The organism is Paralimibaculum aggregatum, from assembly GCF_030270585.1.
In the GTDB taxonomy this organism is placed as follows: domain Bacteria; phylum Pseudomonadota; class Alphaproteobacteria; order Rhodobacterales; family Rhodobacteraceae; genus Thermohalobaculum; species Thermohalobaculum aggregatum.
On record NZ_BSYI01000013.1, the window covers coordinates 38385 to 51575 of the forward strand.

A 13191-nucleotide genomic window follows, 5' to 3' on the forward strand; every position below is an offset into this window, starting at 1 on the left:
GCGGGGGGCGTCGCCGCCTTGGTTGCGCCCGCGCGGGTGGCGCGCGCGGATGCCGGGCCGTCGCGGGGCGCGAGCGATGACGCTGATCACCTATCTCACGCGGATCCACTTCGCCGACGGCGTGCTCGAGGATGCGCTCAAGGCCGAGCTCGAGGCGCTCGGCATCGCGCGGCCGCTGGTGGTGACCGACCGGGCGCCCGGCGATGCGCTGCGCGCCCGGATGCTGGCGGCGCTGCCGGAGGACACGGCGCCGGCGCTGGCCGAGCTGCCGGCGCGGCCCGACGAGGCGGCGGCGATGGCGGCGCTCGAGCGCTACCGCGCCGGCGGCTGCGACGGGATCCTCGGCTTCGGCACCGGCCCGGCGCTGGATCTGGCCAAGGCGCTGCGGGTGCTGGCCGGGCAGGGCGGGCGGCTCGCGGCCTATGCGGTCTCCGAAGGCGGCGGCGGGCGCATCCGCTGCGGCGGGCTCGCGCCGATGATCGCGGTGCCGACCACCGCCGGCTCGGGCTCGGAAGTGGCGCCGGATGCCACGGTGCTCGGCCAGGACGGGCGGGCGCTCACGCTGTCGAGCCGTCATCTGGTGCCCTCCGCCGCGATCTGCGACCCTACCCTGACGCTCGCCATGGCGCCGCGCGAGACCGCCGAGACCGGGATGGATGCGCTCAGCCGCTGCATCGAGACCTATCTCGCGCGGGGCTACAACCCGCCGGCCGACGGCATCGCGCTCGACGGGCTGGCGCGGGCGGCGGGCAACCTGCGCCGGGCCTGCGCCCATGGCGACGATCTCGCCGCGCGGCGCGAGATGATGGCGGCGGCGCTCAACGGTGCGCTGGCGCTGCAGAAGGGGCTCGGTGCCGCCCATGCCATCGCCCATGCGCTGGGCGCGCTGCCGGGGGTGGCGGTGGCCCATGGCGCGGTCAACGCGGTGATGCTGCCACATGTGCTGGCCTTCAACGCGCCGGCGATCGGCGACCGGCTGGGGGCGATCCGCGCCGCGCTCGGCCTGCCGCCGGATGCCGTGGTGTCGGAGGCGCTGGTCGGGCTCGCGGCGGAGGTGGCGATGCCGGGCCGGCTCGGCGAGATGGGACTGACCGCGGCGCATGTCGAGGCCGCCGCGCCGCTTGCCGAGCGCGACCGTCACAACGGGACCAACCCGCGCCGGGCCAGCGGGCGGGATTATGCCGAGCTGATGCATGCCGCGCTCTGAGCCGGCCGAACGGGGATGCCGATGAAACCGCTGCTGATCGACGGCGACTGGATCGAGACCGCCACCGCCCTGGAGAACATCAACCCCTCCGACACGCGCGACGTGGTCGGCCGCTATGCCCAGGCGGGGCGGGCGGAGGCCGAGCGCGCGGTGGCGGCGGCGGCCGCGGCGGCGCATGGCTGGGCGCGCTCCGGCATCCAGCAGCGCCACGACATATTGCGCAGCGCGGCGGACGAGATCCTCGCCCGGCGCGCGGAACTCGGCGAGCTGCTGAGCCGCGAGGAGGGCAAGACCCGGGCCGAGGGCATCGCCGAGACGGTGCGCGCCGGTCAGATCTTCGCCTTCTTCGCCGGCGAGACGCTGCGGCTGGCGGGCGAGGCGCTGCCCTCGGTGCGGCCCGGCGTCGAGGTCGAGATCAGCCGCGAGCCGGTCGGCGTGGTCGGGCTGATCACGCCCTGGAACTTCCCCGCGGCGATCCCGGCCTGGAAGCTCGCGCCGGCGCTCGCCCATGGCAACACGGTGGTGCTGAAGCCGGCGGAGCTGGTGCCGGGCTGCGCCTGGGCGCTGGTCGACATCCTGCACCGCGCCGGGCTGCCGCGCGGCGTGCTCAATCTGGTGATGGGGCCGGGCCGCGTGGTCGGCCAGGCGCTGCTCGAGAATCCTGCGGTGGATGCGATCAGCTTCACCGGCTCGGTGGCGACCGGTGCGCGCATCGCCGAGGCCTGCGCCCGGCACATGCGACGCTGCCAGCTCGAGATGGGCGGCAAGAACCCGCTGGTGGTGCTCGACGACGCCGATCTCGGGATCGCGGTGGACTGCGCGGTGCAGGGCGCCTTCTTCTCGACCGGCCAGCGCTGCACCGCCTCCTCGCGGCTGATCGTGACCGAGGGCATCCATGGCCGCTTCGTCGAGGCGGTGGCGGAGCGGCTGCGCGGCCTCACCGTGGGCCATGCGCTGAAGGACGGCACCGATATCGGCCCGGTGGTGGACGAGCGCCAGCTCGCGCAGGATCTCGACTATATCGAGATCGCCCGGCGCGAGGGCGGCAACCTGCGCTGGGGCGGCGAGGTGCTGCGCCGCGAGACGCCCGGGCACTACCTCGCGCCGGCGCTGTTCACCGACACGCTGCCGGCGATGCGGATCAACCGCGAGGAGGTGTTCGGCCCGGTCGCCTCGGTGATCCGGGTGCGGGACTACGAGGAGGCACTGGCGGTGGCCAACGACACGCCTTTCGGCCTGTCCGCCGGGATCTGCACGCAGAGCCTGAAACACGCGCATCACTTCCGCCGCAATGCCGAGGCCGGGATGGTGATGGTCAACCTGCCGACCGCGGGCGTGGACCCGCATGTGCCCTTCGGCGGGCGCAAGGGCTCGAGCCACGGCCCGCGCGAGCAGGGCGCCTATGCGCGGGAGTTCTACACCCAGGTCAAGACCGCCTATCTGCGCCCCTGACGCGGAACCCGGAGCATGACGGAGAGTATCGCATCATATCTTTGCGTCTGCTCAAGCGGTAGGCAGCTTCCGCCGTGACGGGTGCAATGCTTGCACAGGGGGCGGCTTCGCGCTCAGATGGTGCTATAAAAGATCAACCGCACAAAGGCGGGAGGGGAGGATGAGCCATGCGCTCGCCGTGCTGCACGGGTCGTTCGGCCGTGCGGCGCTCTATAATCTGGACCGCCCGATCACGCTTCATGCGCATCGCGAGGGCCATCTGATCTTTCTCGTGGAGGGCCCCTCGGCCACCGTCCGGGTCAATGACGCCGTCGTGCCGGTGGCGCCGGGCTCGGCGGCGGCGGTGAGCCCCTGGGAGCCGCACGAGTTCCTCACCGGCGAGGCCGGGCGGGGCGCGCTCTTCCTCGTGCTCTATCTCAAGCCGGTCTGGTTCCTCGAGGCGAGCCGCAGCGCCTCCTTCGCGCTGAATTTCGGGCGGCCGGCGGTGGAGGTCACGCGCTACATCCAGAGCTGGGTGGTGCGGCTCTCCTCGCTGCTGATGGCGGGCGACCCGACCGAGCTGTTCGACGGCTATCTCTACGAGCTGACACGGGACTGCTTCGACCAGTCCTGGCAATGGGCGCCGGAGGCCAGCCCGATGCGCCTCGCCCTCGGCGGCTATCTCGACTACCGCGTGCGCAAGGCGCAGTCGATCATGCGCGACGATTTCCGCGGCGCCGTGGACATGGACCAGATCGCGCGGAAATCCGGGCTCTCGCGCCCGCATTTCTTCAAGCTGTTCAAGAAGCAGATGGGCATCACGCCGAATCTCTACATGAACACGCTGCGCACCGAGGCGGCGATCGAGGACCTGCTGCGCAGCCCTCTCTCGGTGACCGATATCGGCCATGCGCTGGGCTTCGCCTCGCAGTCGAGCTTCACCCGGTTCTTCACATACAACGTTGGGATCCCGCCCAGCGACTACCGCCGGGTTGCGCTGCGCGCGCTACACTGAATCGATTTAGCGATGCTGGGCGACGCCGCGAGACTTGAGGGTATGCTCCTCGGGGGCGGCCCGCCCTAGAGTCGGGAAACGGCCAGGCGGCGCGACACGAGCAAAGAACGACGTTCGCCGGCCAGGGGAGGAACCATGCTTGCAGGCCCGTACCTGTGGACCATGCCGTGCGTCGTCGCGAAGGGGCGGCGATGAGGCGCTTCGTCGAGCGCAACCCGTTCTGGTCGATCGTGATCCTCGTCGCGGTCGCGGTGCTGGTCTGGTCGATCTTCGCGGTCTGGCCGGACTGGCTGGTCGATGCCATCGGGCGCAAGAAGATCTTCCTCAACGCGCTGTTCAACGGCATCACGCTGGGCGCGCTCTATTTCCTCGTGGCGAGCGGCTTCACGCTGATCTTCGGGCTGATGCGCAACGTCAACCTGGCGCATGGCTCGCTCTACCTCTTCGGCGGCTATATCGGCTACGAGATCGCCGACTGGTCGGGGAGCTGGCTGCTCGCCTTCCCGGTGACCTTCCTGGTGGTGGCGGTGCTGGGCGTGGCGCTGCAGCTCGCGGTGTTCCGCCGGATGCAGGGGCAGGACCTGCGCCAGACCCTGGTGACCATCGGCATCTCCATCGTGCTGGCCGATCTCATGCTCTGGATCTGGGGCGGGGACTTCTTCCAGATCCTGACGCCGGAATGGCTCTCCGGCCCGGTGGAGACCTTCCTGGTGACCGGGGTCAAGCGCTCCTCCGGGGACCCGATCTTCCTGAAATACCCGATGGTGCGGCTGGTGATCCTCGCCGCGGCCATCGTGATCGGCGTCGGCATGTGGCTGCTGCTCAACCGCACGCGGATCGGCATGCTGGTGCGCGCCGGGGTCGATGACCGCGAGATGCTGACGGCGACCGGGGTGAACATCCAGCTGGTCTTCGTCGCGGTCTTCGCCTTCGGCGCGGGGCTCGCGGGGATGGCGGGCGTGGTCGGCGGCACCTTCCAGTCGATCGCGCCGGGCGAGGACACGCGCTTCCTGCTCGCCTCGCTCGTGGTGGTGATCGTCGGCGGCATGGGCTCGATCCCCGGCGCGGCGCTGGGGGCGCTGCTGATCGGCCTCGCGGAGCAGTTCGGCTCGGTCTACATGCCGACCTATGCGGTGGTGCTCACCTTCCTGATCATGGTGCTGGTGCTGGCCTTCCGGCCGCAGGGCATCCTGGGGCGCGCGTGAGATGGCGGTGACCGATCACGGCACGGGCCAGGGGGCGGAGGGCCGGCGAGCACCCGCGCACGGCACCTGGATCGAGAGCATTCCCCCGGCGGTCTGGGCGCTCGGCGCGGTGCTGCTGCTGATGCCGGCGCTGGCGAACGACTTCGTGCTCTACCAGATCTTCGGGTGGACCTTCATTCTCGGCATGATCGGGCTCAGCCTGATGTTCCTCGCCGGCTATGGCGGCATGGTCAGCCTGGTGCAGATGTCGGTGGCGGGGATGGCGGGCTACATGGTCGCGATCTTCGGCAGCTCGGCGATCGAGACGATCTCGCTCGGCTGGCCCTGGTATCTGTCGGTGCCCGTGGCGATCCTCATCGCCGTGGCCTTCGGCACCGTGGCCGGGGCGCTGGCGGTGCGCACCGAGGGCATCTACACGATCATGATCACGCTGGCGATCGCCTCCGCCTTCTTCTACTTCACCCGGCAGAACTACGTGATCTTCAACGGCTTCTCGGGTTTCAACGGGGTGCTGCCGCCGCAGCTCTTCGGGGTGGACTGGCGCCAGGCGGTGCCGTTCTACTATCTCACGCTGTTCTGGGCGGTGCTGTCCTATCTCGCGGTGCTCTATGTCCGGCGCGCGCCCTTCGGCCTGGCGCTGCAGGGGGTGCGCGACAATCCCCGCCGGATGCGGGCGCTCGGCTTCAACGTCACCGCGCACCGGATCGCGGCCTACAGCCTGGCCGCGGTGATCGCCGCCATCGCCGGCATCCTGCTGACCTGGCAGAGCGCGCAGATCTCGCCGGGCACCGCGGGCGTCGGCCCGGTGATCGACATCCTGATCATCGCCGTGGTCGGGGGGCTGCGCCACCCGATCGGGCCGTTCATCGGCGCGCTGATCTATGTCGTGCTCTCGACCTTCGCGATCGACATCCTCACCGGGCTCGGGCTCGCCGGCGAGCGCTTCCGCCTGCTGATCGGGCTCGGCTTCCTGGTGATCGTGTTCTTCTCGCCGGACGGGGTGCTCGGGCTCTGGGAGAAATGGCGGGCCAGCGGGCGGCGCGATCCGCTCACCGGCGAGGACCGTGGGGAAGACCGCGGCGGGAACCGGGAGGGCGGCGCATGACCGCCCGGGCCTCCACCGTCGCCAGCCGCATCTCCGCCACCGGCACCGCCAATGCGCTCGAGCTGCGCGGCCTGACCCGGATGTTCGGAGCATTGGCGGCGCTGACCGACATCAACCTCACCGTCCGCCCGGGCGAGCGCCGCGCGGTGCTGGGCTCCAACGGTGCCGGCAAGACCACGCTGTTCAACTGCATCACCGGGGATTTCCCGCCCACCGCCGGCACCATCCGCCTGTTCGGCGAGGACGTCACCCATTTCCCGCCGCATGAGCGGATCCGGCGCGGCCTGCGGCGGACCTACCAGATCTCGCTGCTCTTCGCCGGGCTCTCGGTGCGGGACAATGTCTACCTCGCCTGCCGCGGGGTCTCGCGCTACCGCTTCTCGCTGCTGCGCCCGCGCCGCGACGATGCGCTGATGGCCTCTGCCGAGGGGCTGATCGAGGCGGTGCACCTCTCCGATGCGCGGGAGACGCTGGTGGGCGATCTCTCCTATGGCCAGCAGCGCCAGCTCGAGGTCGCGCTGGCGCTGGCCGGGGCGCCGCGCTTCGTGCTGTTCGACGAGCCGGCGGCGGGCCTCAGCCCGACCGAGCGGCGCGAGCTGGTGGAGATCCTCACCAACCTGCCGAGCCATATGGGCTTCATCATCATCGAGCACGACATGGACGTGGCCCTGCGCGTCGCCGAGAGCGTGACGATGATGCACAACGGCCGGATCTTCAAGGAAGGCAAGCCGGCGGAGATCGAGAGCGATGCCGAGGTTCAGGCGCTCTATCTCGGAGGCGGCCATGGCTGAGCGGCGCCTGCCCAGCCTCGAGATCCGGGGCCTGCACGTCTATTACGGCCACAGCCACGCGCTGCAGGGGGTCGATCTGACCCTCGGGCATGGCGTGCTCTCGGTGGTCGGGCGCAACGGCATGGGCAAGACCACGCTCTGCAAGGCGATCATGGGGCTGCAGCCGGCGGCGGCGGGCTCGATCGCCTTCCGCGGCGAGGGGCTGGTGGGCCGCGGCGCCTCGGAGATCGCGCGGCTCGGCATCGGCTATGTGCCGCAGGGACGCCGGCTCTGGCCCTCGCTGACGGTGGACGAGCATCTGCGCATGGTGGCGCGGCGCGGCGGGGCCTGGTCGGTGGAGCGGATCTACGCGACCTTCCCGCGGCTGGCCGAACGCAAGGGCAACGGCGCGGCGCAGCTCTCCGGCGGCGAGCAGCAGATGCTGGCGATCAGCCGGGCGCTGCTGCTCAACCCGCGGCTGCTGGTGATGGACGAGCCGACCGAGGGGCTGGCGCCGGTGATCGTCGATCAGGTGGCGGAGATGCTGATCGGCCTCGGCCGCGACGGCGAGATCGACGTGCTGCTGATCGAGCAGAACATCGGCGTCGCCACCAGCGTCGCCGAACAGGTCGCGATCATGGTCAACGGCCGGGTCAACCGGCTGATGGACAGCGGCACCCTGGCCGCCGACCGGGAACTGCAGCAGCGCCTGCTCGGCGTCGGGCGCCACGGCCACGACGAGACCGACAACGCCGAAGGTGCGGACGCGGGGCCGGCCGAGGCACGCCCCGCCGGCGATCTGCGCCCGGTGCGGATCTATGTCTCCAACCCGGTGCCGCCGACGCGCTGGTCGCGCCCGGTGCCGGTGCATGTGATCGAGGGCGCGGCGCGCACCGCGACGCCGGTGGCGCCGGGCCGCTCGGCGGCGGCCGCGGCGCTGCGTCCGATGGCGACGAGCGCCGAGACCGTGGTGCTGGTCGCCGGCACGCTCGACACCAAGGGGCCGGAGCTGCGCTACATGCGCGACATCGTCAAGGCGGCGGGGCTGCGGGTGAAGCTGGTGGACCTCTCGACCTCCGGCAAACCCTCGGGCGCCGAGGTGCCGCCGCACGAGGTTGCGGCGCATCACCCGCGCGGCGCGGCAGGGGTGTTCACCGGCGACCGGGGGCGCTCGGTTGCGGCGATGTCGGAGGCCTTCGAGCGCTGGATGACGCGCCAGACCGGGGTGGCCGGGGTGCTCTCGGCAGGCGGCTCGGGCGGCACCGCGCTGGTGTCGCCGGCGATGCGGCGGCTGCCGGTGGGCATCCCGAAGCTGATCGTCTCGACCATCGCCTCGGGCAATGTCGGGCAGTATGTCGGACCGTCGGACATCACGATGATGCATTCGGTCGCCGACGTGCAGGGGCTGAACTCGATCACCCGCGAGGTGCTGGCCAATGCCGCCGGCGCCATGGCGGGGATGGTGAGGACCCGCGCGGAGGCCCGCCGCAGCGGCCCGCCGGCGGCCGAGAAGCCGGCGATCGGGCTCACCATGTTCGGTGTCACCACGCCCTGCGTGCAGCAGGTCGTGAAGATGCTGGAGAAGGATTACGACTGCCTCGTGTTCCACGCCACCGGCACCGGCGGGCGGGCGATGGAGGCGCTGGTGGATTCCGGCAAGCTCGCCGGCGTGATCGACATCACCACCACCGAGATCTGCGACATGGTCGCGGGCGGGGTGTTCCCGGCCACCGAGGACCGCTTCGGCGCGATGATCCGGGCGGGGATGCCCTATATCGGCGCCTGCGGGGCGCTCGACATGGTGAACTTCAACGCCCCCGAGACGGTGCCCGAGCGCTATCGCGACCGGCTGTTCTACGAGCACAACCCGCAGATCACGCTGATGCGCACCACGGTCGAGGAGAACGACCGCATGGGCCGCTGGATCGGCGAGCGGCTGAACGCGATGTCCGGCCCGGTGCGCTTCTTCCTGCCCGAGGGCGGGGTCTCGGCGCTGGATGCGCCGGGCATGGCCTTCCACGACCCGGCGGCGAACGCGGCGCTCTTCAAGGCGCTCGAGGGCACCGTGCGCCAGACCGCGGGCCGCCAGCTGGTGCGCCTGCCGCACAACGTCAACGACCCGGCCTTCGCCGAGGCGCTGGTGACCACCTTCCGCAGCCTGCATGGCGGCGCCCAGAGCCGGAGGCGCACCGGATGAGCGCCCGGCACGCATCCCCCGCGCGGCCCGCCGCGCGCGTCACCCCGATAGGTTCGAGGAGGTTCCGATGAGCCGCGAAGAGATCCTTTCCCGCCTGCGCGACCAGATCCGCCGGGGCGAGCCGATCGTCGGCGGCGGCGCCGGCACCGGCCTCAGCGCGAAATGCGAGGAGGCCGGCGGGATCGACCTGATCGTGATCTACAATTCCGGGCGCTACCGGATGGCCGGGCGCGGCTCGCTGGCCGGGCTGATGCCCTATGGCGACGCCAATGCGGTGGTGATGGAGATGGCCGCCGAGGTGCTGCCCGTGGTGAAGCACACGCCGGTGCTGGCCGGGGTCTGCGCCACCGACCCGTTCCGGATCATGGACCGCTTCCTCGACGAGGTGAAGGCGGCCGGGTTCGCCGGGGTGCAGAACTTCCCCACCGTCGGTCTCATCGATGGCAGCTTCCGCGCCAATCTCGAGGAGACCGGCATGGGCTATGCCCATGAGGTGGAGATGATCCGGCTGGCGCGGGCGAAGGACCTGCTGACCACGCCCTATGTCTTCTGCGAAGCGGATGCGGCGGCGATGGCGAAGGCCGGGGCGGATATCGTGGTGGTGCATCTCGGGCTCACCACCGGCGGCAGCATCGGGGCGGAGACCGCGGTCTCGCTGGCGGATGTGCCGAAGCTGACCGACAGCTGGGCGGCGGCGGCGCTGGCGGTGAACCCGGAGATCCTCGTGCTGGTGCATGGCGGGCCGGTGGCGCAGCCCGAGGACGCCGCCTTCGTGCTGGCCAATACCGAGCACTGCCACGGGTTCTACGGCGCGTCGTCGATGGAGCGGCTGCCGACCGAGGTGGCGCTCACCGAGCAGACGCGGAAATTCAAGCAGATCGGCCGGCCCTGACGTGCTGGGCAAGGGGAGGACTGGACCATGACCGGGCAACTGATCGGCGAGCTGATCCTTTGGCTCATCGTCGCCGTCATCGTCATCTTCATTCTCTACTGGGTGATGCACTGGCTCTACCGGCGCTCGACCAAGGAGGTGGCCTTCGTCCGGACCGGCTTCCTCGGCGAGAACGTGGTGATCGACGGCGGCGCCTTCGTCTGGCCGATCATCCACGACATCACGCCGGTCAACATGAACACGCTGGCGCTGGAGGTCGTGCGCAACCGCGAGAACGCGCTGATCACCAAGGACCGGATGCGCATCGACGTCGAGGCGGAGTTCTATGTCCGTGTCGCGCCGACGCGCGAGGCGGTCTCGCTGGCCGCCTCGACGCTCGGCCGGCGCACCCTGGAGCCCGAGCGGCTGCACGCGCTGCTGGTCGGCAAGTTCGTCTCGGCGCTGCGCTCCGTCGCGTCGGAGATGACCATCGAGGAGCTGCACGAGAACCGGCACGACTATGTCGAGCGGGTGCGGGCGCTGGCGCAGAGCGGGCTCGACAAGAACGGGCTCGAGCTCGAGGGCGTGGCGATCGAGGATCTCGACCAGACCGATATCGAGTTCTTCAACCCCTCCAACCGCTTCGATGCGCAGGGCCTGACCACGGTCATCAGCGAGATCGAGGAGCGGCGCAAGCTGCGCAACGACATCGAGCAGAGCTCGATGATCCGGATCCGCGCGCGCAATCTCGAGGCCGAGAAGGAAGCCCTCGAGATCGACCGCGAGAGCGAGGAGGCCCGGCTGGCGCAGGAGCGCGAGATCGAGTTCCGCCGCGCCCAGCAGCGTGCCGAGGTAGCCCGCGAGCGGGCCGAGCGCGAGACCGAGGCCGAGCGCGCCCAGATCGAGGCCCGCGAGCGCATCGAGACCGCGCGCATCGCCAATGACCGCCTCGTCTCCGAGGCCCGCATCGAGAGCGAGCGCGAGGTCCGCGCCCGCGAGCTCGAGCGCCAGCGCATCGTCGAGGAGGCGGAGATCGCCACCCGCGAGGCGGTGGAGCGGGCCCGCATCGCGCAGGAGCGCGCGGTGTCCGAGCAACGCATCCGCGACCAGGCCGAGACCGATGCGGCGGAGATCTCCACCCGCGAGCAGATCGAGCAGGCCCGGATCGCCCAGGAGCGCGCCGTGGAAGAGGCGCGGATCGCCAAGGAGGAGGCCCTGCAGGCCCGCGAGATCGCCCGCCAGAAGAGCCTCGACGCCGCCCAGATCGCGGCGCAGGAGGCCACCGAGACCGCCCGGATCGCGCAGGAGCGTGCCGTCACCGAGGCGCGGATCGCCCAGGAGGAGGAGACCCGCCGCCGCGAGATCGCGCGCAACATCGCCATCGACGAGGCCGAGATCACCGGGCGCGAGACCACCGAGAAGATGCGCATCGCCCAGGAGCGCGAGGTCAATGCCGAGCGCATCGCCTCCGATCGCCAGACCCGCGAGCTGGAGATCGAGCGCAGTCGTGCCCTCGAGGCAGCCGAGATCGCCGCGCGCGAGGCGGTGGAGAAGGCCAGCATCGCCCGCGAGAAGACGCTGGCGGCCGAGCGCATCCTCTCCGAGCAGGAGACCCGCATCCTCGAGATCGAGCGGCAGAGGGCGATCGAGACCGACCGGCTGCGCGCCACCGAGGAGACCGAGGCCACCCGCATCGAGCAGGAGGAGCGCATCCGCGCCCGCGAGATCGCCCGCAACCGCGCCATCGACGAGGCGGAGATCGCCGCCCGCGAGGCGGTGGAGGCCGCCCGCATCGCGCAGGAGACCAAGATCGAGGTCGAGCGCATCGCGAGCTCGGAGGAGACCGAGGAGCGCAAGATCGCCCGCAGCCGCGTCGTCGAGGCCGCCAGCATCGCCGCCAAGGAGGCGACCGAGGCCGCCCGGATCGCGCAGGAGCAGAAGATCGCCGCCGAGCGCATCGGCTACGAGGAGGCCGTGCGCGCCCGCGAGATCGCCCGCAACCGGGCGCTCGACGAGGCCGAGGTCGCGGCCCGTGAGGCGGTGGAACTGGCCCGCATCGCGCGCGAGCGCAAGCTCGATGTCGAGCGGCTGGACCGCGAGGAGGCCACCGCCGCCCGCGAGATCGCCAAGGCCGAAGCCATCGAGGCGGCGCAGATCGCCTCCGCCGAGGCCACCGAGGCGGCACGGATCGCCCGGGACAAGAAGCTCGCCGCCGAGCGGGTCGCCTACGAGCAGGACGTGCGCGAGCGCGAGATCGCCCGGGCCCGCGCGGTCGACGAGGCGGAGGTCACCGCCCGCGAGATCGTCGAGACTGCGAAGATCGGCCAGCAGGCCCGGCTCGATGCCGAGCGCATCGCCCGGCGCGAGGAGGTCAGCCTGCGCGAGGCCGAGTCGGAGAAGGCCGTCGAGGCCGCCCGGATCTCGGCGCGCAAGGTCACCGAGACCGAGGACATCGCCCGCGAGCAGGCGATCGACGCGGCCCGGCTGGCCCGGCGCAAGGCCACCGAGGAGCTCGAGGTCGCCCGGATGCAGGCGCTGCGCGAGGCCGAGATCGCCGCGAAGGAGCAGATCGAGCGCACCGAGCTGGCCATGGAACGCGGGCTCGACGAGGCCCGCATCGCCCGCGAGCGCGACCGGCGCAAGCTCGAGGTCGACCGCGAGCGCGAGGTCGAGCTGGCGCAGATGGCCAAGGCGATCGAGCTCTACCGCCAGTCGCTGGAGGAGAGCGCGGCCCAGGCCGAGGCGCAGATCGCCCGCGCCCGTGCGGCGGAGGCCGAGGAACAGGTCAAGACCGCGCGCGAGACCGAGGAGGCCAGGCGGCGCCAGACCGTCGACGTGGTGCTGGCCGAGAAGGCCGCCGCCGAGGCCCGCATCGCCGCGGATGCGGAGAAGATCCGCTCGGCCGTGGAGGCCGAGGCGCAGCGCCTGATCAACGAGGCCGAGAACGTGCTGACCGACGAGGCCCGGCATTCGCGCTTCCGCATCAAGCTGCTCGACCATGTCGAGGGCATCGTGGCGGCCTCGGTCAAGCCGATGGAGCAGATCTCCGACATCCGCATCATGCAGCTCGGCGGCGGCTTCGGCGGCGATGGCGGCGACGGCCACCGCAATCCCACCGAGGAAGTGATCGACAGCGCGCTGCGCTACCGCGTGCAGGCACCGATGATCGACAGCCTGCTCAAGGATATCGGCATCGACGGCGCCAACATCGCCAGGCAGGGCGGGCTGATCCGCGAGGCCAGCGACATGACCCGGATCGCCCGCGAGAACGCCCCGCGCCCGCCCAAGGGCGAGGGCGATGGCGGTTCCTCCGGAGGCGGCTCGGGCGGCTCGGGCGGCCCTGGCGAGGGCAAGGGCGGCAAGGGCGACAGCGCCCCGGAGAAAGGCTGA

9 protein-coding genes are annotated in these 13191 nt (G+C 71.2%); all 9 read left to right on the forward strand.

Going from position 1 to position 13191, the window contains the following annotated elements; genetic code table 11:
- Window positions 1-76 precede the first annotated feature (76 nt).
- The 9 genes from QSJ97_RS09790 (at window position 77) to QSJ97_RS09830 (ending at window position 13191) form a co-directional block, all read left to right on the forward strand.
- On the forward strand, window positions 77-1207 hold the full coding sequence (locus QSJ97_RS09790; protein WP_285671565.1) for an iron-containing alcohol dehydrogenase: 1131 nt from the start codon (window positions 77-79) through the stop codon (window positions 1205-1207).
- A 21-nt stretch (window positions 1208-1228) separates the two neighbouring features.
- Window positions 1229-2659, forward strand: a complete 1431-nt coding sequence (locus tag QSJ97_RS09795) for an aldehyde dehydrogenase family protein (RefSeq protein ID WP_434220904.1) — start codon at window positions 1229-1231, stop codon at window positions 2657-2659.
- A gap of 160 nt (window positions 2660-2819) precedes the next feature.
- A complete protein-coding gene (locus QSJ97_RS09800; protein ID WP_285671567.1) occupies window positions 2820-3653 on the forward strand; it encodes an AraC family transcriptional regulator in 834 nt (277 codons plus the stop codon).
- A gap of 191 nt (window positions 3654-3844) precedes the next feature.
- A complete protein-coding gene (locus QSJ97_RS09805; protein ID WP_285671568.1) occupies window positions 3845-4858 on the forward strand; it encodes a branched-chain amino acid ABC transporter permease in 1014 nt (337 codons plus the stop codon).
- 1 nt (window position 4859) lies between these two features.
- A complete protein-coding gene (locus tag QSJ97_RS09810; RefSeq protein ID WP_285671569.1) occupies window positions 4860-5963 on the forward strand; it encodes a branched-chain amino acid ABC transporter permease in 1104 nt (367 codons plus the stop codon).
- Window positions 5960-6754 carry an ABC transporter ATP-binding protein gene (locus tag QSJ97_RS09815; RefSeq protein ID WP_285671570.1) on the forward strand — a complete coding sequence of 265 codons (795 nt, stop codon included), beginning with the start codon at window positions 5960-5962 and terminating at the stop codon, window positions 6752-6754. Before QSJ97_RS09810 ends, QSJ97_RS09815 begins: the two co-directional genes overlap by 4 nt.
- Window positions 6747-8930, forward strand: a complete 2184-nt coding sequence (locus tag QSJ97_RS09820) for an ABC transporter permease (protein WP_285671572.1) — start codon at window positions 6747-6749, stop codon at window positions 8928-8930. The genes QSJ97_RS09815 and QSJ97_RS09820 overlap by 8 nt, the downstream gene beginning before the upstream one ends.
- A 67-nt stretch (window positions 8931-8997) precedes the next feature.
- Complete coding sequence (locus QSJ97_RS09825; protein ID WP_285671573.1) at window positions 8998-9822, forward strand: phosphoenolpyruvate hydrolase family protein; 825 nt, start codon at window positions 8998-9000, stop codon at window positions 9820-9822.
- 27 nt (window positions 9823-9849) lie between these two features.
- Window positions 9850-13191: a flotillin family protein gene (locus QSJ97_RS09830; RefSeq protein WP_285671574.1), complete on the forward strand. Its 3342-nt coding sequence runs from the start codon at window positions 9850-9852 to the stop codon at window positions 13189-13191.